General features: G+C 75.9%; 15 protein-coding genes and 1 pseudogene. 10 read left to right on the forward strand and 6 right to left on the reverse strand.

All coding sequences use genetic code 11. The features are described 5' to 3' along the window. Positions 1–35: 35 nt before the first annotated feature. From ACYVGT_RS14905 to ACYVGT_RS14915, 3 genes are all read right to left on the reverse strand, one after another. Positions 36–1253, reverse strand: a complete 1218-nt coding sequence (locus ACYVGT_RS14905; protein ID WP_460858450.1) for a glycosyltransferase family 4 protein — start codon at positions 1251–1253, stop codon at positions 36–38. Between the two features lie 281 nt (positions 1254–1534). After that, entirely contained in the window at positions 1535–2872 is a 1338-nt protein-coding gene (locus tag ACYVGT_RS14910; RefSeq protein WP_460858452.1) for a nucleotide sugar dehydrogenase, read from the reverse strand. A 397-nt stretch (positions 2873–3269) separates the two neighbouring features. Next, complete coding sequence (locus tag ACYVGT_RS14915; RefSeq protein ID WP_460858454.1) at positions 3270–5048, reverse strand: glycosyltransferase; 1779 nt, start codon at positions 5046–5048, stop codon at positions 3270–3272. 173 nt (positions 5049–5221) lie between these two features. On the opposite strand from ACYVGT_RS14915, the pseudogene wecB reads away from it, so the two are divergent. The 3 genes and pseudogenes from wecB to ACYVGT_RS14930 all read left to right on the forward strand — a co-directional run. Further along, a pseudogene (gene wecB / locus ACYVGT_RS14920) lies at positions 5222–6274 on the forward strand (non-hydrolyzing UDP-N-acetylglucosamine 2-epimerase); the annotation flags it as partial. Positions 6275–6386: 112 nt separating this feature from the next. Next, complete coding sequence (locus tag ACYVGT_RS14925; RefSeq protein WP_460858456.1) at positions 6387–8012, forward strand: hypothetical protein; 1626 nt, start codon at positions 6387–6389, stop codon at positions 8010–8012. A gap of 95 nt (positions 8013–8107) precedes the next feature. Then, the gene (locus tag ACYVGT_RS14930) at positions 8108–10357 is read left to right on the forward strand and encodes a glycosyltransferase (RefSeq protein WP_460858532.1); all 2250 of its coding nucleotides are present in this window, start codon (positions 8108–8110) and stop codon (positions 10355–10357) included. Positions 10358–10469: 112 nt separating this feature from the next. Here ACYVGT_RS14930 and ACYVGT_RS14935 read toward each other — a convergent pair whose 3' ends face one another. Next, positions 10470–11969 (reverse strand): LCP family protein, encoded by a 1500-nt coding sequence (locus ACYVGT_RS14935; protein WP_460858457.1) that lies wholly within the window; start codon positions 11967–11969, stop codon positions 10470–10472. A 21-nt stretch (positions 11970–11990) separates the two neighbouring features. Next, complete coding sequence (locus ACYVGT_RS14940) at positions 11991–12854, reverse strand: TIGR03089 family protein (protein WP_460858459.1); 864 nt, start codon at positions 12852–12854, stop codon at positions 11991–11993. A 486-nt stretch (positions 12855–13340) separates the two neighbouring features. Here ACYVGT_RS14940 and ACYVGT_RS14945 point away from each other — a divergent pair, with 486 nt between their 5' ends. The 4 genes from ACYVGT_RS14945 (at position 13341) to ACYVGT_RS14960 (ending at position 20036) form a co-directional block, all read left to right on the forward strand. Beyond that, positions 13341–14774 carry a serine/threonine-protein kinase gene (locus tag ACYVGT_RS14945; protein ID WP_460858461.1) on the forward strand — a complete coding sequence of 478 codons (1434 nt, stop codon included), beginning with the start codon at positions 13341–13343 and terminating at the stop codon, positions 14772–14774. Positions 14775–15728: 954 nt separating this feature from the next. After that, the gene (locus ACYVGT_RS14950; protein WP_460858463.1) at positions 15729–17825 is read left to right on the forward strand and encodes a hypothetical protein; all 2097 of its coding nucleotides are present in this window, start codon (positions 15729–15731) and stop codon (positions 17823–17825) included. Positions 17826–17974: 149 nt separating this feature from the next. After that, positions 17975–18877 (forward strand): glycosyltransferase family 2 protein, encoded by a 903-nt coding sequence (locus tag ACYVGT_RS14955; protein WP_460858534.1) that lies wholly within the window; start codon positions 17975–17977, stop codon positions 18875–18877. Between the two features lie 4 nt (positions 18878–18881). After that, positions 18882–20036 carry a glycosyltransferase family 4 protein gene (locus tag ACYVGT_RS14960; protein WP_460858466.1) on the forward strand — a complete coding sequence of 385 codons (1155 nt, stop codon included), beginning with the start codon at positions 18882–18884 and terminating at the stop codon, positions 20034–20036. A gap of 38 nt (positions 20037–20074) precedes the next feature. Here ACYVGT_RS14960 and ACYVGT_RS14965 read toward each other — a convergent pair whose 3' ends face one another. After that, a complete protein-coding gene (locus ACYVGT_RS14965; protein ID WP_460858537.1) occupies positions 20075–21028 on the reverse strand; it encodes a lysylphosphatidylglycerol synthase domain-containing protein in 954 nt (317 codons plus the stop codon). Positions 21029–22207: 1179 nt separating this feature from the next. On the opposite strand from ACYVGT_RS14965, the gene ACYVGT_RS14970 reads away from it, so the two are divergent. The 3 genes from ACYVGT_RS14970 to ACYVGT_RS14980 all read left to right on the forward strand — a co-directional run bounded on the left by ACYVGT_RS14970 (position 22208) and on the right by ACYVGT_RS14980 (position 25651). Continuing rightward, entirely contained in the window at positions 22208–22963 is a 756-nt protein-coding gene (locus ACYVGT_RS14970; protein ID WP_460858469.1) for a class I SAM-dependent methyltransferase, read from the forward strand. Between the two features lie 400 nt (positions 22964–23363). Next, positions 23364–24446, forward strand: a complete 1083-nt coding sequence (locus ACYVGT_RS14975) for a hypothetical protein (RefSeq protein ID WP_460858472.1) — start codon at positions 23364–23366, stop codon at positions 24444–24446. Then, on the forward strand, positions 24443–25651 hold the full coding sequence (locus tag ACYVGT_RS14980) for a glycosyltransferase family 4 protein (protein ID WP_460858475.1): 1209 nt from the start codon (positions 24443–24445) through the stop codon (positions 25649–25651). Before ACYVGT_RS14975 ends, ACYVGT_RS14980 begins: the two co-directional genes overlap by 4 nt. Positions 25652–25655: the final 4 nt, after the last annotated feature.

The raw sequence follows: 25655 nt of genomic DNA on the forward strand, positions 1-25655 counted from the left end.
ATCTCCATCAGTGGCGGCCCACAGGGGCCGAGCGGTCACGGACGAAGATCAACAACATGCCGCCCCGGCGGGTTGTTCCAGGTCAGGGGCTCGTGTGACGACTGTCTCCGCGACTGCTGCGCCGGCACCGGCGCGGGGGCGGCCGGGGCGCTGCGCGCCTGGGCCGCCCAGCGCTCCAGCGCGCTGACGAATGCGGGCGCCTGGGTCGGCCAGTGGTAGTGCCCGCGGGCGATCGCGTGGCCCACCCGGGCGAACCGGGCCCGCAGTGCCGAGTCCCGGCGCAGCAGCAGCGCCGCACGGGACGCCTCGGCGGCGTCGCCGAACGGCACCACGATGCCGCACGGCCCCTCCGGCCGCCCCGCCACCAGTGCCTCGGCGACCGGCGACGGGGTGGTGATCACCGGCAGGCCGTGCGCCATGTACTCCACCACCTTGGTGGGCAGCGAGTGCCGGTAGTTGGGGGTGTCGTGCAGCAGGCTCACCCCGGCCAGCGCGCCCGCGGCGATCCGCAGCGCCTGGTCGTTGGGCACGAAGCCGTACCAGTGCACGGCCCCCTCCCGCTGGGCGTCCCGCAGCAGGCCGCGCACCTGCTCGTCGGCGGGCCCGATCACGTCGACCCGGATGCCGTGCGGGCGCAGCCGGCGGCCCAGCGCGACGATCTCCCGGGCACCGCGCGCCTCGGAGAGGTGGCCGAGGTAGACGACCCGCTCGTGGCCGGGCGGCCGGCCCGGGCGCTCCGGTACCCGGGTGGTGTTCGGCACCACCGGGTGGTCGAGCCGGAACCGGTCCCGGTAGCCGTCCTCGGCGAGCAGCAGGTGCATGGCGCTCTCGGCGCGGCGCTCGAACGAGCGGACCACCGGGCCGAGCGGCCGGCGGAGCGGCTGCGGCAGCCACGGCTTGGTCAGCAGCGCCGCGGCGGCGTCCTCGTGGACGTCCCAGACCACCGCGGGCCCGCCGGCGCGGCGCCGCGGCAGCGCCAGCATCAGCTCGGGGTCGTGGAAGAGCAGGACGTCGGCGTGCTCGGCGTGCTCGGCGATGGCGGCCCGCGCGGCGCGCAGCGCCCGAAGCCGCCGGCGGCCGGCCGCCCGGGGCACGTCGACCGCGGTGAGCTCGGGCCACGGCGCGACGCGGCGTTCCCGGAACGGCGCGATGTAGGTGACCTCGTGCCCGGCGTCCAACAGCGCGCGGATCTGCCGGTGCAGGATGCGGGCGTCCTCCGGGTGGTGCACCACGGTGGCCACGAGTACGTGCATGGATTCACCGTAAGCAGCAGGGGAGAACGGAGAGTGAAGCGCTGGCATACGCCCGCCTTCGACCCCGAAGCGCCTCGGGGCGGGACCCCGTGCGCGCAGCCCGGCGGGCGGTCGCGGCCGGCACCGGATAGCGCAGCGGGCCGCACCCCGTCCGGGATGCGGCCCGCCGCGGTGCAGTGGGCGGTGCTGGCGCGGCGCAGCGGCACCGCGCCGAACAGCGGCCGGGGGCGTGTTCGGCGGGTGGCGCCGGCGCGCGCAGCAGGGCAGGTGTCCGCCTGGAACTAGAGGACCTGGACGCCTTCGCGCTCGATCGGGGCGGTGGTGCGGTCGGCCGCCGGGCCGTCGGAGTCCAGCCGCCGCATGACGCCGCGGGTGTCCAGCAGCAGCCGGGCGTGCTCGGCGAGCAGCTTCGGCCGGTAGTCCGCGTGGTCGGTCAGCAGGATCGTCAGGTCCGCCTCGGCGAGCGCCCGCTCCAGGTCCTCGCCGGCGTGCGGCACGTCCGCGCCGTTCACCGACCACTCGGCGACGTAGGGGTCGTGGAAGGTGATCTGGGCGCCCTTCGCGGCGAGCTTCCTGGCGACCGGGCGGGCCGGCGACTCCCGCTGGTCGGCGATGCCGGCCTTGTAGGTGACGCCGAGCAGCAGCACCCGGGAGCGGGACAGCGCCAGCCCGGTGTCGTTGAGCAGCTCCTGGGCGCGCTGGGCCACGTAGGAGGGCATCCGGGCGTTGATCTCCTGGGCCAGCTCGACGAAGCGGAACGGGTAGCCGAGAGTCTTCACCTTGTAGGAGAGGTAGTTCGGGTCGATCGGGATGCAGTGTCCGCCCACGCCCGGCCCCGGGTAGAACGCCTGGAAGCCGAACGGCTTGGTGGCGGCGCACGCGATGGAGTCCCACAGGTCGACGCCGAGCTCCTGGCAGAACACCGCCATCTCGTTGACCAGCGCGATGTTCACGTGGCGGTAGGTGTTCTCCAGCAGCTTGGCCATCTCCGCCTCGCGGGTGCCGCGGGCCCGCACGACCCGGTCCACGAAGCGGCCGTACAGCTCTGCGGCGCGGCGGCTGCACTCCTCGGTCAGGCCGCCGACGACCTTGGGGGTGTTGGCCACCCCGAAGGACGGGTTGCCCGGGTCGATGCGCTCCGGCGAGAAGGCGAGGTGGAAGTCGGCGCCGGCCACCAGGCCGCCCTCCTCCAGGATGGGCCGCACGACCTCTTCGGTGGTACCGGGGTAGGTGGTCGACTCCAGCACGACCAGCGTGCCGGGCGTCAGCCGGGTGGCGGCCGAGCGCGCTGCGGCGGTGACCGCGCCCAGGTCGGGGCCGCCCTCGTCGGACAGCGGCGTGGGGACGCAGATCACCACGGCGCCGGCGCCGGACAGCGCATCGGGGTCGCGGGTGGCGGTGAACCCGCCGTCCAGCATGGCGCCGACGTCGGCGTCGGACAGGTCGTCGATGTGCGAGCGTCCGCCGTTCAGCCCGTCCACCACGGCCGGGTCCAGGTCCAGGCCGGTGACGGCCAGCCCGGCGCGGACGGCTTCGTGGGCGAGTGGAAGCCCGACATAGCCGAGGCCGATGACAACGAGGTCGGTCGTTCCGGTGCTGCGCGGAGTGGCGACGTCCACGTGGCCCCTCACCTTCGTAGAGCGCTGCGAGTGCAGTTCGAGCGGTTCGGACAGTTGGGAGGTTCGTGCGCACCGCGCGATTCAGCGGGGAGCCGCGATGCGCGGATCAAGCGGAGACGTGCGAATGCAGACGGGCGGATCGGGCGGCGAATGCGGATTTCTTCCGCACGGCGGTGTTGATTTCTCCCGCGATGCGTAGACGCCCGAGAGTAGTTCCGAGTTGGCACCATCCCCACGGTCTGGCCTGGTTCGGACAGGTGCGACCGAACCATCCCGGTGTCCCGGTGCCGACTGTAGAGCGATTTCTCCCGGTGGTGGAGCGGTGTTCCGAATGAATCGACGGAATTCACCGCGGAGTCGCTTCCGGTTTCACGCTGCTTTCGGTGTCAACGGAAGTTCACTTGCGTTTCACGAGCCGGGTATAGGCCCGTTCGTAATTGCGGGCAGCGGCCGCCCAGGTGCGGTCGGTGCCGATCCGCTCCCGCCCGGCGGTGCCCAGCCGCGTCCGCAGCGCCGGATCTGCGGCGAGCCGCGCCAGCGCGTCCGCGAGCGCCGCCGGGTCCTCCGGCGGCACCAGGAGGCCGGTCGCGCCGGGCTCGACGGCCTCGCGCAGCGCAGGCAGGTCCGAGGCGACCACCGGCAGGCCGCCGGCCATCGCCTCCACCGGCTTGAGCGGGGTCACCAGCCGCGCCACCCGGTCGTCCCGCCGCGGCACCGCGAACACGTCGAGCGCCGCGTGGTGGGCGCGCACCTGGTCGGCCGGGACCCGGCCGGGGAAGTAGGCGGCGCCGCCCAGCCCGGCCTCGGCGGCGCGGCGCCGCAGCGCCGGCAGTTCCGGACCGTCCCCGACAACGACCAGCGCCGCGTCCACCTCGCGGGCGCGCAGCAGCGCCACCGCGTCGACGAGTGTGTCCAGGCCCTCGTAGGAGTAGCAGGACGTCGTCGTGCCCACGGTGAACGTGTCCGGGCCCGCGCCGGCCGCGGCCCGCACCGGGCCGCCGTCCGGAAGCGGCTCCAGGAACGGCTCCGCGACCGCGTTCGGCACCACCAGCACCCGGTCGGGGTCGATACCGCGGGCGGTGATCGCGTCGCGCATGGCCGAGCCGAGCGTCACCACCAGGTCTGCGGCCGCCATGCAGGCCGTCTCCGCGGCCCGCTCGGCCCGGTAGTAGGCGTCGCCGGTAGACCTGGCCGGATCCCGGGACAGCCACGACTCCTCCAGGAAGCCGCGCACCTCGTAGACGACCGGCAGGCCGCGGGCGCGGCCCAGCTCCAGCGCGAGCCGTGCGTTCCGGTGCCCGCTGGCGGCGTGCAGCACGTCCGGCTGCAGCCGGTCCACGAGCGCGCCGGCGAGCTTCACCGCCGCCGCGTGCTCGGCGGCGGCATGCCCCGCGGCGCCCGGCAGCGCCGCGCCGCGCGGCGCCCGCCAGCCCAGCAGCCGGTGGTAGCAGACGCCCTCCACCTCCACCCGCGGCCGCGGGTCCGCGCTGCCCGCGCTCACCGGGTGGCCGGGCCACGTCGCCACCTGTGCGTCGATGCCGAGCGCGCGCTGGGCCGCCGCGATCCGCTGGGTCCGCTGCGTGTAGCCGGCGTTGGTCGCCGGAAGGGCGTTGGTGACCAGGTGGAGGGCACGGAGCGTACCCGCCCGGTCAGTTCCGGGTGATCGCCCGACGTTCACCGTGCGGTAGCGCCGCGTTCTCCGCCCCCGGTCTACGGTGGCCGAGGCTGCCTCGCCAGAAACGGGAGGCAGCGGGTCGGGCGCCCGGCGCCCGGCAACCAGGTCCGAGCGCAGCGCCAGCGCGGCCCGGCGGCGGCCCTTCGGCAGCGCCGACACCAGCGCGTCCGCCGTCGCGGTGTCGCGCAGGGCGAGGGCGAACGCGGCCATCCGGGCCAGTGACCGGGGGGAGGAGCCATGGGCGGCTCGGCGCAGCAGTGCCGCCGCTGCGGCGGTGTCCCCGGCGTCGGCCAGGGCGTGGGCGCGGGCGAGCGGCCCGCCGCGCGCTGCGGCTCCGCGCACCCGGCGGCGCACCCCGGCGGGCAGCACCCGCAGGGCCAGCAGCCCGGCGCGGGCCGGTTCGTCGCGGAGATGGCGGACGGCCAGCGAGGCCGCGTAGGAGGCGGCCCGGGTGCGCTGCAGCGGTCCGGGCCTCGTCACGGTGGTCTGCACGGTGGGCATCGAACCACCCCGGGATGGACGGCGGGTGACCGCGCGCCGTCCGACGCACGACATCCGAGAGGAACGCAGTGTCACCGAAGAACCCAGTGGCACCCGGCAACCCGACGTCAGTGAGGAACACAGTGTCATCAGCGGGGTCCGCAGCCGGGCCGGCAGCAGTGGCGGGCCCGTTCCTGCACGTGGTGGGCGCGCGGCCGAACTTCGTGAAGGCCGCCCCGGTGGTCGCCGCCCTTGAGCGGCGCGGCGCCGAACAGCGCGTCGTGCACACCGGGCAGCACTACGACGAGCGCATGTCCGGGGTGTTCTTCCGCGACCTGGGGCTGCCGCGCCCCGACACCGACCTCGGTGTCGGCTCCGGCAGCCAGGCCGAGCAGACCGCGGCTCTGCTGACCGGGCTGGAGGACGAGCTCGTCCGGCAGCGCCCCGGCACGGTCGTCGTCTACGGCGACGTCAACTCCACGGTGGCGGCCGCCTTGGCGGCCGCGAAGCTGTCGGTGCCGGTCGCCCACGTCGAGGCCGGGCTGCGCTCCTTCGACCGGACGATGCCCGAGGAGGTCAACCGGCGGGTCACCGACGCGCTGAGCGACGTCTGCTTCGCGACCAGTCCGGAAGCGGTCGGCCACCTCGCCGCCGAAGGGGTCCCGGTCGACCGGGTCCACCTGGTCGGCAACCCGATGATCGACACCCTGCTTACCCACCTCGACCGGTTCGACACCGACGGGCTGCGCGCCCGCATCGGACTGCCCGAGCGCTACGTCGCCGCCACGCTGCACCGGCCGGCCAACGTCGACCGGCCGGACGCGGTGGCGCGGCTGGTCGCGGCGGTGCACGAGGTCGCCGACGCGGTCGACGTCGTCATGCCGGTCCACCCGCGCGGCCGGGACGCGTTCGCGGCCGCGGGCCTGGACAGCCACCCGCGGGTGCACCTGCTGGAGCCGCTCGGCTACATCGACTTCGTCGCCCTGGTGCGCGGCGCCGCGGCCGTGGTCACCGACTCCGGCGGCGTACAGGAAGAGACGACTATCCTCGGGGTGCCGTGCCTGACGCTGCGCCCCAACACCGAGCGGCCGGTGACCGTCAGCCACGGCACCAACCGGCTCGTCCCGCCGGACGAGCTCGGCGACCTGCCCCGGCTGGCCGCCAAGGCCCTCGAGGACGGGGCCGGCACCGGCGCCGTTCCGCCGCTGTGGGACGGCCGGGCCGGCGAGCGCATCGCCGCCGTGCTCACCGGCACGCCGGTACCGGCGGCGCCGGCGCAGAGCGTGCCGGCCGCGGAAGCCGGTGCGCACGCCGCGCCCCGAGACATCCCCCGAACCGACGCAGCGAGGTAGGCGAGACGTGAAACGGCGCGAACAGAGCCAGACCGAGCAGCTGCGCCGCGCCCTCTCCGAGCGAGAGGCCCAGCTGCAGGAGGCCCAGGCGCGGCTGGCCGCCCTGGAAGGATCCACGTCGCTGCAGGTGGGGCGCGCGCTGACCGCGGCGGCCAAGAAGCCCGGCCGCGGCCTGGTGCGGCTGCCCGGCGACCTGTTCCGGCTGTGGCGCCGCGCGGGCGGCACCGTGCAGGCCACTGGCCGCCGCCGGCCCGACCCGGTGCGCTCGTATGAGACCGAGCGCCAGGAGGTGCGGCTGCTCAGCGGCACCATCGGCGTCCGCGACGACCGGCTCGCCGTCGCCGGCGTGCTCTCCCCGGAGATCGCCGCCGACGTCGACCCGTACCTGCGCGTCGTGCCGCTCCGCCCGCAGGACGCCCAGCCCGTGTTCGAGTCGGTCGACGTCGACGCGGTCCTGGTCTCGGCATCGGCGGCGCTGCCCGGCGTGGGCAGCTCCTGGGCGCACGCCGGCGATCCGGCCGCCGCCGACCGGACCCGCGTCCTCGCCTGGGTGCTGGAGGCGGCCGCGGCGCGCGGCGTGCCGACGGTGCTCATCGTGGACGCGCCGGCGCCGCCGGCCCTGCTCAACCTCGGCTTCGACACGGTCCACCACGGCGACGCCGGAGTTCCGCTGCACCGGTTCAACCCGATCGCCGCGGACGGCGAGCGCGCCGAAGGACCGGTCCGGGCCCCCTCGCCGTGGCCGCTCGGCCCGGTGGCCGGCCGGCTCGCCGACCGGATCGGCGCCGCCGAGGCCGCGGTGGGCTGGGAGGAGCTGCCGGCGCTGCTGCGCGGCGCCACCACCGCCGTCGTGGCGGACGAGGCAGCCGCCGACCGGGCGCTGGTCTGCGGTGCCCGGGCGCTGGTGCTCGGCGGCAGCGGCGCCGCGGACGCGCGCGGCACCGGTGTTCCCGCCGACGTCGGCGCGCTCCGCTCCGACGCGGCCGAGCGCGAACTCGCGCGGCTGCAGGAGGCCGGCCCGCTGTCGCCCGCCGAAGTGCGCTCGGTGCTCCGCTCGGTGTTCTTCACCGACGCGGTCCCGGTCCGGCTCGCCGAGGTGTTCGCCGGCCTGGAGGCGGCCGCCGGCGCCGATATGCCGCTGGCCGGCCGCCGCGCCGCCGTGCTCGCCGAGCCGTTCGACGACACCGAGGCGCTCGCCCTCGCCGACGACGTGCTCAGCCAGACGCACCCGCCGGCCGAGGTCGTCGTGGCGCGCAGCGCCGAACCCTTCACCGGGGTCCAGCGTCTGCGCAGCTTCGGCATGGCGGTCCGCGTCGCCGACGTGCCGGCCGAGGCGCCGCTGGCGCGGCGCCGCGCGGCGCTCGCCGCAGCCGCCACGGCGCCCTGGTCGCTGCTGTGGAGCGGCGCACTGGGGCCGGGCGGTGCCGACCGGCTCGCCGACCTGGTGTGCGCCGCGGAGTGCTCGGGCGCCGACGCGGTCGGCGAGGCGGCCGGCGGAGCCGGCGGCGCGCACGCCTTCACCGGAGCGCTCGCGCCCGAACTGGTGCGGACCCGGCTGGTGGAGCGCGGGCTCGACCCGCAGACGTGGAACCGGCACGGTGCACGGCTGCTCGCCCTGGGGGTGGCGCCGTGACGGCGGCCGGGAGTGGAAGAGCGGAGAGGGCGGACGTGGTGAAGGAGTACAGCGGGGGCAGCCCACGGCGCGCCCTCGTCTACGGTGACGTGGACATGAACGTCATCGACGGGTCCGCGGTGTGGGCCCAGTCGACGGTGCAGGCGCTGGCCGCCGCGGGATGCCGGGTGACCCTGCTGCTGAAGGCGGAGGTCACCACCGACCGGCTGATCGCGCCGCTGGCGGATCTGGACGGCGTCGACGTCGTCCGGCCGCACGAGCAGGGGCTGGTGCGCGACGCCGGGCCGCGCGGCCTCACCCCGGAGCAGGCCGTCGGCCTGATCACCGGGCTGGACGCCGACGCGCGCTTCGACCTGGTCGTGGTCCGCGGGCGCCGGCTCGCCGTCGCGGCGGCGCAGGAGAGCGCGCTGGCCGGCCGGCTGTGGACGTACCTGACCGACGTGCCGCAGAGCGTGCCGGAGCTGACCGCCGGCGCGGTCTCCGAACTCACCGACATCGCGGTCGCCTCCCGCTACCTGCTCTGCCAGACCGAGGACCTGCGCTGCTTCCTGGAGTCGGCGGTTCCCGCGGCCGGGGGAAAGAGCGTGCTGACGCCGCCGGTCGTGGTCGTGCCGGACGATGCCGGCGCTGCCACCGCGGGCCCCGGCGGCGCCCCCGCCGCGGACGCGGCCGCCGGTGCCGCCGGTGCCGCTGACGGGCCGGTCGGCGAGCGGCGCCGTGCGCTCCGCCTCGTCTACACCGGAAAGTTCGCGCCGCGCTGGAACACCCTGGAGATGGCCGAGCTGCCCGCCGCGCTCGCCGACCGCGGGATCACCGCCGAGCTCGACATGGTCGGCGACAAGATCCACGGCGACCAGCCCGAGTGGGCGCGGGCCATGCAGCGCGCCCTGGAGGGCACGTCCGGCCTCACCTGGCACGGCGGTATGGCCCGCGCTGACGCCCAGCGCATCGCCGCGGCGGCCGACGTCGGCCTGTCCTGGCGCGACCCGTCGCTGGACGCCAGCCTCGAACTGTCGACGAAGGTGCTGGAGATGGGCGCCTCCGGGCTGCCCGTCGTCCTCAACCGCACGCCGGCGCACGAGGACCTGCTCGGCGCCGACTACCCGCTGTTCGCCGAGCCCGGCTCGGAGACCGGCGACGTCGCCGACGTGATCGCCCTGGCCACCGACCCGGAGCTGCGCGCCCTCGCGGCCGGCCGGTGCGCCGCGGCCGCCGCCGGCTTCCGGCTGGAACGGGCCGCGGAGCGGTTCGCCGCCCTGCTGGACGCGGCCTGCCCGCAGGGCCCGCCCGGAACCGACCCGCTCCGGCCGCTCAAGGTCGTCATCGCCGGGCACGACCTGAAGTTCTTTACCCGGCTCGCCGACCACCTCACCGCGCTGCCCGGGCTCGACGTCCGGCTGGACGAGTGGGAGTCGCTGCGCGCCCACGACGCCTACCGCAGCAAGGAACTCGCTGCCTGGGCGGACGTGGTGATCTGCGAGTGGTGCGGACCCAACGCGCTGTTCTACGCCAAGCACAAGCGCCAGGGGCAGCGCCTCCTGGTCCGGCTGCACCGGTTCGAGCTGTACGCGGAGTGGCCGCGCCGGCTCGACATCGAGAAGGTGGACGCGGTCATCTGCGTCAGCCCCTACTACGCCGACCTCACCCGGGAACGGGCCGGCTGGCCGCAGGACAAGGTCGTCACCCTGCCCAACTGGGTCGATGCCGCCCAGCTCGACCGGCCGAAGCTGCCCGGCGCCGAGTTCGCGCTCGGCATGATCGGCATCGCGCCGTCCCGCAAGCGGCTCGACCGCGGCCTGGAGGTGCTGCGCGAGCTGCGCCGCCGCGACCGGCGGTTCACCCTCGCGGTGAAGTCGAAGCAGCCGTGGGACTACTGGTGGATCTGGAACCGGCCCGAGGAGCGCGCCTACTACGAGCGCACCTACCGGGAGATCCGCCGCGACCCGCTGCTCTCCGACGGCGTCATCTTCGACCCGTTCGGTCCGGACGTCGCCGCGTGGCTGCGCCGCATCGGGTTCGCCCTCTCCACCAGCGACGACGAGAGCTTCCACCTGGCTCCCGCGGAGTGCGCCGCCTCCGGCGGCGTGCCGGCGGTGCTGGCCTGGCCGGGCGCGGACACCATCTACGGGCCGCGCTGGCTGCACCAGGACACCGCGGCGATGGCCGACGCGATCTACCGGACCGTCGCCGAGGGCCGCTTCGACGAGGCGCGCGCGGCCGCCAAGGCGGAGGTCACCGGCAACTACGCGCTGGACGCCGTCTGCGACATGTGGACCCGCCTCATCGTCGACGGCACTGCGCCCGAGCCGGTGCAGCTGCCCGCGCCCGAGCCGGCCGCCGTCTGAGCCGCAGAGCACTCCGCGGCACACGCAACGGGGCGGGCCCGGCACCGGAAATCCGGTGCCGGGCCCGCCCCGTTACGTGCTGTGCTGCCGCGGGAGGCCGCAGGGCCGGGGGTCAGCAGGCGGTCTGCGCGTCCGCTGCGCTCTTGCCGTCCGAGCCGGCGCCCCCGCCGCCTCCGCCGCTGCCTCCGCCGCCGGCTCCCTCCTTGAAGCCGTCCCAGTCCTGGGAGACCACGAGCTGCAGCGTGTCGCCGAGCACCGCGTTCTCCTCGGTGGTGGCGTTGGTCAGCTTCGCTGCGACGGCCTCGGCCTCCGCCTCCTTGCCCGGCGGGTAGTAGACGGTGGTGGCCGCAGGCACCTCGCCCATCGGGTTGCCGGTGCCGGCGGGCTGGAAGCCCATCCCGACCAGCCCGGCGGAGACCTCGTCGGCGAGGCCGGTGATGTCAGTGCCGTTCAGCACCTCCACCGAGATCGCGGACGGGTCCACGTCCGGCGCGTCGCCACCGCCGCCGGAGCCGCCGCTCTCGCCGCCTCCGCCGCTCTCGCCGCCGCCTTCGCCGCCACCGCCGCTGGAGTCGTCCTTGCTGCCGCCGCTGATCTCGTCGCTGGCGACCGACTCCCACAGCTCGGTGGCGTCCGGCTCATGCCAGGCGATCCGGTTCGGGTCGGCCGGGTGCGGCGTGTTGGGCACGGTGACGAACTCGATGTCGCCGAGGTCGACCTCGCGCATCGCCACCGCGATATCGCCCATCGCGGAGACGGTGAGCTTGTCGTCGGTGGTGAGTGAGTCGGCCACCGACCCGAGGAAGCCGTTGAGCGAGGTCGGACTGGACAGGATGTCGCCGCTCATGACCTCCTGCAGCATGGCGCCCATGAACTCCTGCTGCCGGTCGATCCGGGACAGGTCGCTGCCGTCGCCCTGGCCCTTGCGGGAGCGTACGAAGCCGAGCGCTTCCTCCCCGTCGAGCTTCTGCTCGCCGGCGTCCAGGTCGAGGTGGCCGGCGTTGGGGTCGTTGATCGGCTCGGGCACGCACATGGTGACGCCGCCCAGGGCGTTCACCATCTCCTTGAAGCCGATGAAGTCCAGGCTGACGAAGTGGTCGATGTGGACGTTGGTCAGGCCCTCGACCGTCTTCCACAGGCATTGCACGCCGCCGTTGTTCATCGCCTCGCCGACCATGGCGGTGTGCGCGTCCTGGCCCGGCTTGTCGTCGGTCGGGTTGCAGGCCGGCTGGTCCACCACCGAGTCGCGCGGGATGTTCACCAGGGTGGCGCTGTCTTTGGCCGGCGACACGTGGGCGATGGCGAGCGTGTCGGGGCGCTCGCCCTCGGCGTCGCCGTAGTCGGCGTTGTCACCGCTGCGCACGTCGGAGCCGATGACCAGGATGTTGACGACACCGTCGAGCCGGGTGGGACGGTCGCCGAAGGCGTCGGTGTCGATGCTCTCCTGGTCGATCTTGTTGTAGATGTTCCAGTAGATGCCGTAGCCGGTGAGCATGCTGCAGATGAGCAGGCCGGTGGTTACGACCGCGATGATGCGGCGCGGCGAGAGCGCCCGCCGCGCTGCGGCGTGTCCCCGCGAGGACGCACGTGGTGAGGGGCGATTTCGTGGCATCGGGAACCAAAGGGTGAGACGTCAGGACAGGGGCCGGATGTCGCCCGAGGGCGGGGGGAGTGCCTCCGACAAGCTGGCGGGGGACGCACCGAGGAGGGCGGTGGCGTGCTCCATATCGAGCCGTGATTGCAGGTTATCCGAATCGATACCCGGGGTGAGGATGAGCGGAGTCTCGCTGACCAGGGCGGCGAGGAGGGCGTCTGCGAGCGCTGCGGGGGGCAGCTCCGCGGACGCCGCGGCGGTGTCCGCGCCGTCCGCACCGCCGGCTGCGGTGAGGATCGCCACACGGTCGTCCGCGGTCAGGGCCCACTTCTGGGCGCGTTCCCGGGCCGCGGCCGCCAGCTCGGCTCCGGTGCTGGCCGCCGGAAGGCTGCCGCTGGCCACCTCCAGGGCCAGCGCGGACGCCGCCGGCGGGGGGCCGGTGAAGGCGTCCGGATACACGCGCACCTCGTCGGCGTAGTCGAGCGCCGCGGGCGGGCAGTCCGGCAGCGGTGCGCCCAGCGGGTGCAGCGACACCGCGACGGCCTCCTGCGCCGGGCCGTCCAGCGCCGCCTCGATGCGCCCGCCGTGGGTGACCTCGATGTCCGCCTCCGGGAGCGCCGCCCCCGAGGCCCCGGGCAGCACCGGGACGACTCCCGTGTTCCAGCAGGAGACCAGCCACACCAGGGTCTGCCAGTGCGCCGGAAGTACGATCGCGACGCGGTCGCCCGGCGCTGCGCCGAGGCCGTCGAGCAGCAGGTGGGAGGTCTTGGCGACCCAGTTGCCGAAGGTGGCGCAGGAGAGCTCCACCCGGCCTGAAGTCCGGGCGTCATAGGCCGTGACGAACGGGCGGTCGGGGGCCCGGGCTGCAGCGCGCCAGAGCTCGGCAGGGGTGTCCGCGGACAAAGTGGGGTCCTTCGCTGGTGCGGGTCGCCTCGCGGGCTCACGGGGGGCGAGACGTCGCACATGCTACTCGCCGGTCGCACCAGTGGTCACAGTCTGCCCATGCCGCCGGACCCGGAGTTGTTGCGCGGGGCGGCGGATCGCGGTCCGGTACCTTCGCTCGGGGGTGCCCGCCGGGTGCCCCGCCCGGATCGCGGGAAGCACTCGCGGACGGCGCCGGCAGCGCCGGCGCGCCACCGCCCGGCACCGCACCGGGCGGCGCGGAAGTGCCGGTTCGGCGGGGCGGCCCTGCCGCGGCGCCGGATGAACCGGCAGACTCGGTACCGGCGGCGCGGCACTGCGCCGCATGAGGGGGCGGTACGACGGCGTTCCGCGCGCCGCTGCTCCGGCCCGGCGCCCGCGGCCGCACCCGAATATCCGCACCGACCGCCCATCCAGAACACCGCCGGGCCCCGCAGCGGGCCGGCGCCTGCCGACGAAGGACCCGCCGTGAGCGAGCCCCGCCCTCTGACCGACGCCGACCCGCGCCGGATCGGCCCGTTCCGCCTGCTCGGCCGGCTCGGCGAGGGCGGCCAGGGAACGGTCTACCTGGCCGAGGCGCCGGACGGCGCCCGGGTCGCGGTGAAGACCCTCGCGCCGTCCGCGCTCGACGCCCCCGACCAGCGCCGCCGGTTCCAGCGCGAGGCCGAAGCCGCGCGCACCGTCGCGTCCTTCTGCACCGCCGCCGTGCTCGCCGCGGACTTCGACGCATCGCCGCCCTACATCGCCAGCGAGTACGTCGAGGGCCCGTCGCTCGGCGCCGCGGTGCGCGACCGCGGCCCGATCACCGGCTCCGACCTGGACCGGCTGGCCGTCAACATCGCGACCGCCCTGGTCGCCATCCACGAGGCCGGCATCGTGCACCGCGACCTCAAGCCGGACAACGTGCTCCTCGCCCAGGGCGGCGCGCGCGTCATCGACTTCGGCATCGCCCAGCTGCCGGTGTCGGCGGCGACCCGAACCTCCAGCACCGTCGGCACGCCGGCGTTCATGGCGCCCGAGCAGATCGACGGATCCGGCGCAGGCCCGGGCACCGACGTCTTCGCATGGGGCTGCGCGGTGGCCTACGCCGCCACCGGACGGCTGCCGTTCGCCGGGCAGACCGTGCCCGAGGTGCTGCACCGCATCGTCTCCGGAGCCCCCGACCTGGCCGGCGTTCCGGCGCGGCTGCTCGGCCCCGTTCAGGCCGCGCTCGCCAAAGACCCGGCGCAGCGGCCGCCGTCCCAGGACCTGCTGATGATGCTGCTCGGCCGCAAGGCTCCGCCGCCGGCCGCGGTGCCGGTGGAGTCGGCGCCGACCCGGGTTGAGGGGGCGAGCGCCGCGGACACTCGGGTCGCGCCGAAGAGGCGCGGCCGCCCGCTGCTCATCGCCGCTGGCGTCCTCGCGCTGGCGGCCCTCGTCGCCGCCGCGGCCTACCTGATCGGGCTCCGCGGCGGGGGCCCCGCGCCGGGCGCGTCGCCGACCGAAGGGGCCGGCGGCGGGGAGAGCGGCACCTCGGCCTCCCCGTCCCCGTCGCCGTCGCCCACCGGCCCCAGCTCGGAGCCGATGGTCGTCCCCGAGTTCACCACCGAGTTCGAGGGCGACTGGGAAGCGGTCCAGGGCACCGCCCTGTGGGAGATGCCGCTCAGCGAAGGCGAGCGCACCGCCACCCTGGAGAACGACGACGACGGCGACTGCTTCTACGACCTCACCCTGACCGAGGGCTACGCCGACCCCACCGAGGGATACACCGCCGAGGTCACCGACCGCGGCGAGGGCGAAGAGTGCACCGCCCCGGCCGCAGAGACCGCCCGGATCACCCTCGACGGCGGCGTCCTGGCCGTCGACCTGGAACAGGTGGACGGCGGCACCGCCTCCTTCCAGATGCGCGCCCAGGCCGACTGACCCCGGGCACCGGACCCGCCGCCGTCCCAGACACCGGACCGCGGCTGCCTCCGTCTGGTGCCGGCGCGCTCAGCGGGCAGCGACCCGGAGCGGCTAGGGCCTATCGGGTGGACACCTGCCCTGCTGCACGGCGCCCTGGCCCGCCCCTCGCGGCGTTCTCCTCTCCTCGAAGAGGAAAACCCGCCCTGACTCCCTCGTCGGCCGTGCGACGGGTGCACCGCCGACACCGCTCGCGGTGAACGCCATCCACCCGGCAGGCCCCGGTGCCGTCAGCGGACGGACGCCCGCCCGGCCGCGGAGGCCGCGGGGCACACTGGACGCCGGTCTGCGGGCGGCCAATGCGGCGCGCCCGCGTTTCCGGAGAGCGGCCGGACGACCTCCCCCCGTGCGTCTCCGGACGGGTCCCGCTGCTCCGTCAGGGGCCGCGTGGGGTGGCCCGGGCCGACCGCGGAGTGGGGGCGGTGCGGGCTCTACGCGGCGCAGTTCGCCTCCGGTGCACCCGTCCTGGGGTGTCTGCCCCTCCGCCCGCTCGGGGCGCAGGCGGAGGGGATTCCCTGCACTGCTGCGGGCAGGCGGGGCACGGCGGACGCCGGCCTGCCCCGGCCATGCGGGGGTCGGGAGAGCCGGGCGGCTCCGTGCCTCTCTTCCCCCGCTGGCGCAGCTCGGAGCCCGGGGCTGGGAGGCCGGAGCGCTGCGCGCGGACCGGCGGCGCGGTGCATCCGGCGGGCGGTCCGCCCGGCCGCGCCGATTGCGTGCGCGGGCGGGGGACGGCATCGCCCGCGATCCGGCCTGCCAGCGGGGCGGGGCGCCCGCACCGCGGCTGCGCAGTGCGCGGGGCGGGGGAGCGGCAGGCTCCCGACGGTGCCCGGAGCCGGCGGGCCCGCGGCGGCGCGACTTCCGCTCCGATGCGCGCCCATGCGGCCTGAGCGTGCACGGACTGGCACACTCGCCTGCATGCCGTCGTACCCGGGCCGCGTCTTCGCGGCCGCCACCGTGCTGCCGGCCGCCGGGCTGGCGGCGTGGCTCGCGGTGGCCTTCCCGCTCCTGCTCGCCGGCGTGTTCACCCCCGTCCTCGGCGCCGTGCTCGGCGGCCCCGCGGTCGCCGCGGCGCTGTACGCGGCGGCCCGCTGGACTCCTGCGCTGCCCGCGCGCTCCGGTCAGGCCGCGCCTGAACCGTGGTGGCCGGTTCTGCTCACCGGCGCCATCGCACTGGCGTTCGCCGCCGTGCAGCTCCTCTACCACGCCGAAGCGCTCGTCGTCCGCCGCGATCCGTCCTCCTACGCCCAGTTCGCGATCTGGATCGCGGGCGAGGGGTCGCTGCCGATCCCGCAGGGCCGGGACCTGATCGCCGGCAACGATCCCGGGCTCACCTACGAGAGCCTCGCCTTCTACGCCGTGGGCGACGAGATCTGGCCGCAGTTCCTCGCTGGGGCGCCGCTCGTCTACGCGATCGGGCACTGGATCGCCGGACCGGCCGGCATGGTGCTGGTCCCGCCGATCGTCGGGGGCCTCGCGGTGCTGACGTTCGGCGGGCTCACGGCGCGGCTGGTCGGCGCGGGCTGGGCGCCGCTCGCGGCCGGTCTGCTCGCCGTCACCCTGCCCGAGCAGATCACCGCCCGCTCCACCTACAGCGAACCCGTCGCCCAGGTGCTCCTGCTGGGCGCACTCAGCCTCGCGATCGACGCCCTCGCGCGCAGCGCGCCGCTCCGCGGCCGCTGGGGGCTGCCGCACGCGCTGGCCGGCGCGGCCGGCTTCGTCTTCGGGCTCGGCCTGCTGGTGCGCATCGACGCGCTGCGCGACCTGCTTCCCGTCGTCGTCTTCCTCGGCATCTGCCTCCTGGCCCGCCGCGCGCAGGCGGTGCCGATGGCCCTCGGCCTCGCGGCCGGCACCTGCTACGGCCTGATCGCCGGATTCGGCCTGTCGCGGCCCTACCTCGACCACCTCTCCGACTCCCTCGACCCGCTCCTCGCGATCTGCGCCGCGGTCCTCGTCGCCACCGCCGTCGCGACCGCGGCGCTGTGGCGGCGCGGCCTGCCGCCCCCCGGCCGACCGCGGTGGCTCCCGACCGCTGCGGCGGTCCTCGTCGCGGCGGCCGCCGCCGGGCTCGCGCTGCGGCCGCTGCTGCTGCCGGAGTACGGCCACGGCGACCAGGCCACCGCCGACTTCGTCGGCCAGCTGCAGCGGATCGAAGGGCTCGCCTACGAGCCGGACCGCAACTACTACGACATGAGCCTGTACTGGGTCGGCTGGTACGCCGGCCCGGTCACCGTCGTCGCGGCCACCGCGGGCGCCGCGCTGCTCGTCCGCCGCATCCTGCAGGGCAGGGCCCCGGACTGGGTGCTGCCGACGATGGTGCTGGCCTGGTCGGTGGCCGCCACGCTGGCGCGGCCGGCGATCACCCCCGACCACCCGTGGGCGAGCCGCCGCCTCGTCGTGCTGGTGCTGCCCGCGTTCATCCTGTTCGCCGTCTGGTTCGCGGACTGGGTGGGCCGCCGGATCGCGCTCCCCGGCCCCACCGCTGCCGTCGCGGCCCTGCTGCTGGTGGTGCCGGCGGCCGTCACCGCCGCCGGCGCGATGGGCTACCGCTCCGACGCGGGCAGCGTGGACGCCGCCGACCGGCTCTGCCGCGCGCTGCCACCGGATGCCTCGGTGGTGCTGGTCGACGGGGTCGGCCACTATTACGGCCAGCTCATCCGCGGCATGTGCCGGGTGCCGGTGGCGTCGGCGGCGGCCGATCTGGACGCGGTCGCGCGCGCCGTCGACGGCATCCGCGCCCGCGACCGGACGCCGGTCCTCGCGGCGGAGAACCAGGAGGCGCTGCTGGGCTTCGTGCCGGCGGACAAGACCCAGCACGTGTTCCGTGTCGAAGCGGAGCAGGACCCCAGCACGCTGATGGAACCGCCGACGGGCTCGTGGGCGTTCACCGGCAACATCTGGATCGCCGTCGAGCCCAAGCGCGCCCCGGCCCCGGGCGACGAGCGCCCCGCGCCGGCGCGGGGCGCCGCATCCGGCGGTACCGCGGAGACCGAGACAGGAGTGGACCGACCGTGACCCTGGACCCTGACGCGCGCCGGGAGACGGCGCTCAGCGAGGCCGGCCGCGCCGCGCCCGGAGCCGAGGACGCCGCCGCCATACAGGTCTCCGCGGCCGGCGCAGCCGCGCCGGCCGATGCGGCCGCGCAGGACAGCCCGGCCGGGGCGGTGGAGGGCGGTGCACCGCCGACGGTGAGCATCGTGCTGCCCTGCTTCAACGAAGAGGCGCACGTCATCGACGAGGTCGAGCGCATCTGCGCCGCGATGGACGCTTCGCCTTACCGGTACGAGCTGCTCGCCGTCGACGACGCCTCCACCGACGCCACCCTGGAGCGGCTGCGCGCCGCCGAGCAGCGCTTCCCGCACCTCGAAGTCGTCGCCTTCGGCCACAACGGCGGCGCCGGCACCGTACGCCGGCTCGGTACCCAGCGGGCCCGCGGCTCCATCGTGGTGTGGACCGACGCCGACATGAGCTATCCGAACGAGCGCATCCCCGAGCTCGTCGGGATGCTGCAGCAGGACGCCGGCCTCGACCAGGTCGTCGGTGCGCGGGTCACCGAGGCGGGGACGCACAAGGTGCTGCGGGTGCCCGCCAAGTGGGTGGTGCGCAAGATCGCCGAGCGGCTCACCAACAGCCGCATCCCCGACCTCAACTCGGGCCTGCGGGCGTTCCGCCGCAGCGTGTCGCTGCCCTATCTGCGGCTGCTGCCGCCCGGGTTCTCCTGCGTCACCACGATCACCCTGGCCTTCCTGTCCAACCAGCACCGCATCGCCTACGTGCCGATCGATTATGCGAAGCGGTCCGGTTCGTCGAAGTTCCACTTCATCCGGGACGCCTACCGCTACCTGCTGCAGGTGCTGCGGATGGTGATGTACTTCAACCCGCTCACCGTGCTGATGCCGCCGGCGCTGTGGCTGTTCGGCATCGGCACCGCCAAGTTCGTCTTCGACCAGGTGCGCAACCCGCTCTACATCCCCAACAACACGGTGATGCTCCTCATGACGGGGCTGCTGATCGGCGCGATGGCGCTGCTCGCCGACCTCATCGTGCGGTCGCGGAACGGAGCGTGAGGCGGTGCGCATCGTGCTCGCCGGACCCGCCCACCCCTACAAGGGCGGCGGCGCCCGGCACACCACCGAGCTGGCGCACCGCCTGGCGCGAGCGGGCCACCCGACCGTGCTGGAGACCTGGCGCGCCCAGTACCCGGCCGCGCTCTACCCGGGCGTGCAGACCATCAGCGAACCGGAAGGGCCCGAGTACCGGCCCCTCCGCCGCGACCTGGCCTGGTACCGCCCGGACAGCTGGGTGCGGGCCGGGCTGCGCGCGGGCCGCGCGGCCGACCTAGTCGCGGCCGCGGTGCTCACCCCGGTCCAGGCGCCGGCCTACACCGCGCTGCTCGCCGCGGCCCGGCGCCGCGCCCGGACCGCCGTCGTCGCGCACAACGTCCTGCCGCACGAGCCGCGGCCGGGCGACTCCGCGCTGATGGCCGCCCTGCTCGGCCGCGCCGACACCGTCATCGTGCACTCCGCGGAGCAGGCCGAACTGGCCCGCGGCCTCGTGCCCGGCGCCGACGTGCGCGTCGCCGAACTCCCGCCGCATCTGCCCGCGCCGGCGGATGCGGGCACCGCCGCATCCGGGGACGGTGCGGGGGCGGAGCCCGGCGGGGCCGCAGCGGCCGGAACAGCGCCGGAGAGCCGTCCGCCGCACTTCCTCTTCTTCGGCATCGTCCGCCCCTACAAGGGCGTCGACGTGCTGCTGCGGGCCTTCGCTGCCGGGGCGGGCCCGGATGCGCGGCTCACCGTCGCCGGGGAGTTCTGGGGCGGCTCCGGGGAGCTGGCCGCCCTCGCGCGAGCGCTGGGCATCGCCGACCGGGTGGAGCTGCGCGAGGGCTACGTCCCGGCGGCCGAGGTGCCCGCGCTGTTCGCCGGGGCCGACGCGCTGGTGCTCCCGTACCGGACCGCCACCGCCACCCAGAACGTGTGGCTCGCCCGCGCCCACGGCCTGCCGGTGATCGCCACCCGCGCCGGAACCCTGCCGGACCGGATCGCCGACGGCGCGGACGGGCTGCTCTGCGCGCCCGGAGACCCCGGCGACCTCGCCCGCGCCCTGGAGGCCTTCCGCGACCCCGCCACCGCCGCGCGCCTCCGCTCCGGGGCCCAGAAGGCGGCTCCGGCCGCCGAAGCCGACCGCCTCTGGTCGGCGTACGTCCGCGCCCTCACCGCGCCCTAGGGCGTACCCGCCCGCGCAGTGCAGTGGGCGCCGGCGGATCAGCGGCGGCGGGCCGCGGCCGCGGCGACGGCCGCGCAGAGGAGGTCGGCGACCGTCATGACCAGTCGGGACAGGGCGGCGACGACGAGCGCGGCGCCCGGATCGAGGAGCGGGGCGAGGGCGACCACGAGGACCAGTTCGCGCACGCCGAGGCCGGCCGGCGCGATCACGAAGAGCACGCCCAGCGTCCACGCCAGCGCGTAGGCGCCGGTCGCGGCGGCGAACAGGGCGGCCCCGCCGGGGGCGGAGCCGGTTCCACCGTCGGCGGCGCCGGCGGCGAGGACGCCGATGTGCACGGCGAGCGGCACCCAGGCCGCCAGGGTCCAGCCGATCGCGGCCGCCATCGGCCCCGCCCCGATCTGCAGCGACGCGATGTCGCTGGCGGGGCGCCGGAGCAGCCGGAGCGCGGCGCGCAGGCAGCGCGTCACCACCGCGGGGTGCAGGGCGGCCAGGAGCACGGGCGCGAGGGCGAGCGCCCACCACCAGCGGCGCGCGGCGTCGGCGGAGGTGAAGGGGAGCGTGCCGGCGGCCACGGCGAGGTTCACAGTGAGTGTCACGGCGACGGCCAGCACCGTGGCGGAGGCCCCGAGATGGCGGGCCACCTCCCGGTCCCGGGCCAGCTCCACCTGCGCGGCGAACGCCCACACCGACCCCGGCAGGTACTTGCCGAGCTGGCCGACGAAGACGATCCGGGCCGCCTGAGCCGCCGGCAGCGGCGCGCCGAGGCCGGCCAGCAGCGCGCGCCAGGCGAGCATCTGGCCGGCCAGCCCGAGCGCGGCGGCGCCCACCGCGGCCACCGGTACCCATCCGGGCAGCGCGGCCAGCGCCGCGCCGGCCTCGTCCCACCGGGCCCACAGCGCAACGGCGGCGCAGGCGAGGACGACCGCGAGCACCGCGAACCGCACCCGCCGGTCGCCCCGCAGCCGGCCGATTCCCCGGCGCACTCGCTCCAGCACGCCGGCCAGCGTATCGAGCCGGCCCCGCCCGGCCGGGTACCCCGCGCTCCGGCAGGGCCACCGTCTCCGCCGGCCGCGGCGCCATGCGCCGGCCAGGCAGCCCGGGGCGCCCCGATGCGTCCGGCAGCAGACGGCGAGCGGACCGGGCGGGATGCAGCGCGAAGCGGGTATGCACGCCGCCGTTCGGAGGGGGTGGCGAGCGGGCGGGCCACCGCGGGCGGACGGGAGTGCCGTCCCGCGAGCCGGGCGCGCCCGGAAGGTGCGCGGCAGCGGACGCGAGCCGCGGCCCGGTCGGGCAGCAGGGCGGAGCGGTACGCAGGGGGCCGGCCGCGGGGGTTGTCCTGCAGTGGGAGGGCCGGAGCGCCTTCTCCGAGCCTGCGGAGCGAGCTGCGCACTGGCGCAGGGAACGGTCAGTCCGGGCGCTTGCCGAGAACGCCCGGCGGCGGACGCCGCGTCCGCGGGTCGGGGCGGGGACGCAGCGGCGGGGTATCTCCGCCGCCGGGCGGGCGGGCTCCCGGAGCTGCCTCCCGCGCCGGGATGCAGCGCGGAGAAGTACGCACGCCGCTGTTGGGTGGGGCGGCCGGGCGGGTGGGCCGGCACGAGGGTCCCGACCCGGGGCCGGCACGGACCGGGCAGGCGGAGCGGGGGGACCCGGTAGCACGGGCGCTGCTGGAAGTTGCGCGACGGCACACCCGGGCTGCGGCCCGGGCGGGAAGGGGGCGCTTGGGGTCCTGCCGCGGGGGAGTGCCTTCCCGCGCGCCAGATACGGGATGTGCCGGTCAAGAGGTGCTGGGACGGTCAGCCCAGGCACTTCCGGAAGGTGCGCGGCAGTGGGCGTGCGGGCTGAAGCGGGTGCAGGGGGCCGGCGGAGCGGGTGGGCCGCCACCGGTGGAGGCGGAGCGCCGTCCCGCGCCGGCCGGTGCGGGCCCGGGGGTCCGGGGCGGCCGCAGGCACGCGGCAGTGGTGCGGAGCGTGGTCCGCGCTGGGCGCGGCGCCGAGGGCGTGTGTGGTGGGTGGCGTTTGTCGCGAGCGGTGTCGGCGGTGCACCCGCCGCACGGCCGGCGAGGGGGTCAGGGCGGGGTTTTCCTCCTCGATTGAGGAGAACGCCGCGACGGGCGCGCCAGGGCGGCGCGCAGCAGGGCAGTGGTCCACCTAACACGCCCTAGGGTTGGGGCCGTGGGAATCACTGACGCCGTTGCCTTCGCCGGACACCGGGTGCATATCTGCCGCCAGCGGGAGGCATCGACCCTGCTCGACTGGCTCGGCCGCGATCTGCGCGGTCGAACCGTCCTCGACGTGGCCGGCGGCGACGGCTACTGGGCCGGCCAGGCGCGCCGCCGCGGGGCGCACGCGCTCTCGGTGGATCTGGCGCGCGGCAAGATGCTCCGCGGCGCGCGGCTGCGCGACGCCCCGGGCCTCATCGAAGGCGACGCCTTGGCGCTGCCGCTCCGCGACGCCTCGGTGGACGCCGTGCTGTCCGTCTGCGCCATCGAGCACTTCGCCGACGGCGGCGCCGCGCTGGACGAGATCGCGCGGGTCCTCAAACCCGGGGGAACGCTCGCCATGTCGGCGGACTGCCTGTCCCGGCGGGGGGAGTGGCCGCACCTGTTCACCGCGCACAGCCGCCGCTACGACGTGCGCAGCACCTACACCCACGAAACCCTCACGGCGCTGCTGGCTGAGCGCGGACTCGCAGTCCGTGAGCACAGCTACCAGTTCCGATCCCGCGCCGCCGAGCGCGCCTACCTGACGCTGTCGGCGTACGGCGGCCGCTACGGCTTCAACGCGGCCGCGCCGCTCATCCCCCTGATCGCGCTCTCCGACCGCACGTCGCCCAACACCCGCGGCAGCATCGTCCTGCTCCGCGCGGAGAAGCCTGCGGCCCCCGATCCGGACCGCTCCGCCGCCGCTGCCGCCCGGCAGGCAGACTGACCGCTCTGCGGACAGGCGGGCCGGCTGCGGCCGGATCCGGCCGCAGCCGGCCCGCGGGCACACCCGGCCGGCCATTGCCGCGTCCCACTGCGGGTACCGGCCAGGCGGCGCCCAGCGCGGCCCGGCAGGCGCGCCCCGAACGGCTTCGGCCGGGCAGGGGCCCGCCCCGTGCGGCCTCCGTGCCCCGTGCTGCGCAGCGCTGCCGGCGCCGGGCTTCGCTCCGCCCGTTCGGCGCAGGGCCGCGCCGCGGCAAAGCGGACGATGCGTGCGCTACACCGCACTCCGGGCGGGCGCGGCGCTGCGACACGGTGGGATGGCACACCGATTGCGGCGCTGTTAAGGCTCCTTTAACCGTTGGGCGGTACCGTGACCGCCGGGCGGGCAATACGGGGGTATCGCTGTGCTAACCGAATGCAATCGGATCGACGTCGACGATGTGCTCCACCTGCGGGCTGCAGCATTCGGCGCGGCCGGCGGAGGGCCGGACCTCGTCATGGTGCCGTCCGGCGGCGGGGATCCGGTCGAGTGCGCCGTCGAGTGGGACGGGGCGGACGGAACCGCGAAGCTTCCGGCGGACCGCATCACCGCCGGCTCGTGGGAGGTCGGCTGGACCCGCGGCGGCCGCAGCGGCCCCGTCACCACCACCGATCCCGGCCTGAACCTCGGCGACCGCGCGGCAGCTCTGGAACAGCCCCGCAGCATCCGGCTCACCCCGGGCCGCGCCGCTGACGGCCGCATGCTCGTCCATGCCGAGCCCGTCGCCCCCTATGCCGAAGTGCAGTGGATCGACACCGCGGCCGCCGCCGAAGGGGTCACCGTCTCCGGGGTGCTCGCCTACGCCGCCGACCCCACCGCGGCGGAGGGAGGGGAGCCGGTGGTCGTCGTCCGCCAGCGCGAACTGGACGGGCTCCTCGTCCTGCCCGCCCGGCTCCACCGGCGCGCCTTCTCCTGCACGATCCCGCTGGCTCCGATCGCGGAGCGGTACCGCCCCGAGCGGCCGCACAACGAGTGGGACCTCTGGCTCGCGCCGAGCGGCCTCGCGGGCCCGGCAGGTCCGGCCCCCGACCCGGCCGCGGAGCTGCGGATCGCCGCGCACTTCGACGATGTCGCCGGTAAGAAGCGCAAGGCCGTCTACCCGGAGACCGCTTTCCCCGCCGGCGAGTCCGGCCTGGACGGCTCGGTGCGCGTCGGCCCCTACTTCACCGTCGCCGACGAGCTCTCCCTCCTCGCTGCCGCCGAGCCCCCCGCGGCCGCCGAAGCGGACCCGCCCTGGCAGGACACCGGCGCCGGAGTGGCGCAGCCGCTCGCCGCGGGCGAGGGCGCCGAACCCGCAGTGCCCGGCGGGGCCGGCGCCCCCGCGGACAGCGCGGCGCCTCCGAACGGTGCGGCGCCCCGTGCCCGCGCCGCCTTCCGGGCGGCGCGCGGCAGGGCCCGCGGAGGTGCAGGAGACGGCCGCGGCGCGGCATGGGAGCACGCCACATGAAGATCGCCTTCGTCATCGCCAACGCCTACGGCATGGGCGGCACCGTCCGCACCGTGTTCACCGTCGCCGGCGGGCTCGCCGCGCGGCACGACGTCGAGATCGTCAGCCTCGTCCGCCACCGCGAGGAGCCGTTCTTCACCGTGCCCGACGGCGTTCGGGTCACCTCGCTCGCCCGCGTCGGCGAGTCGGCCCGCCCGGCCGACCGGGACTCGGGAAAGCAGGCACGGCGGATCATCCCCCAGCCTGAGCGCCGCCGGAACAAGAGCTTCACCACCGCAGCGGTCGCGGCGCTCCGCCGCTACCTGCGCACCACCCGCGCCGACGCGGTGATCGGCACCCGGCCCGGCATCAACCTGCTGCTGGCCTCGTGGACGCCGCGGCACGTGCTCGCCCTGGGCCAAGAGCACGTCAATCTGGGTGAGCACGCGCCCGAGGTGCGCGCCGCCATAGCGCGGCTCTACCCGCGGCTCGACGGGCTGACCGTGCTCACCAACGCCGACTGCGCCGCCTACAGCCGCCTGTTCGGCCGGGACGCACCGGCACCGACCGTGCTGCCCAACCCGCTGCCGCCCGGCCCGCAGCCGCGCAGCACCCAGGCCAACCCGATCATCGCGGCCGCCGGCCGGCTGTCGCCGATCAAGCAGTACCCCAAGCTGCTCGACGCGTTCGCCCCGGTCGCCGCCGACCATCCGGAGTGGCGGCTGCGCATCTACGGCGGCGGGCGGCAGGCCGAAGAGCTGCGCGCCGCCATCGCCCGCCGCGGCCTCGGCAACCAGGTGCAGCTCATGGGCCGCACCGCGGACCTGTCGACTGAGCTCGCCAAGGCGTCGCTGCTGGCGGTGAGCTCCCGGGTCGAGGGCTTCGGCATGACCCTCATCGAGGGGTTCGCCGCGGGGCTGCCCGCGGTCAGCTTCGACTGCCCGCACGGGCCCCGCGAGATCATCTCCGACGGCCGCAACGGCCTGCTCGTGGCCGATCAGGACGTCGACGCGCTCAGCGCCGCGCTCCGCCGGATGGTGGCCGACGACGCGCTGCGCCGCCGGATGTCCGCCGGAGCGCTGGAATCCTCCTCCACGTATGCGCTCGAAGGGGTCCTCGCCCGGTGGGAGCACTTTCTCGCCGATCGCGCGAAGCGGCGGGCGGTTCATCGGAATTTGCCCCGGTTTGTTCCTGCGTTGAGTCGGCGCTGGAGGGCGGCTATCTAGGGTC

It is taken from the genome of Nocardiopsis coralliicola (assembly GCF_054779695.1).

Bases quoted from the DNA above. Each gene is read 5' to 3' on its own strand.
- ACYVGT_RS14950 (WP_460858463.1), top strand. From the start codon at position 15,729: ATGCCGTCGTACCCGGGCCGCGTCTTCGCGGCCGCCACCGTGCTGCCG.
- ACYVGT_RS14980 (WP_460858475.1), top strand. From the start codon at position 24,443: ATGAAGATCGCCTTCGTCATCGCCAACGCCTACGGCATGGGCGGCACC.
- ACYVGT_RS14905 (WP_460858450.1), bottom strand. From the start codon at position 1,253: ATGCACGTACTCGTGGCCACCGTGGTGCACCACCCGGAGGACGCCCGC.
- ACYVGT_RS14935 (WP_460858457.1), bottom strand. From the start codon at position 11,969: ATGCCACGAAATCGCCCCTCACCACGTGCGTCCTCGCGGGGACACGCC.
- ACYVGT_RS14930 (WP_460858532.1), top strand. From the start codon at position 8,108: ATGAACGTCATCGACGGGTCCGCGGTGTGGGCCCAGTCGACGGTGCAG.
- ACYVGT_RS14915 (WP_460858454.1), bottom strand. From the start codon at position 5,048: ATGCCCACCGTGCAGACCACCGTGACGAGGCCCGGACCGCTGCAGCGC.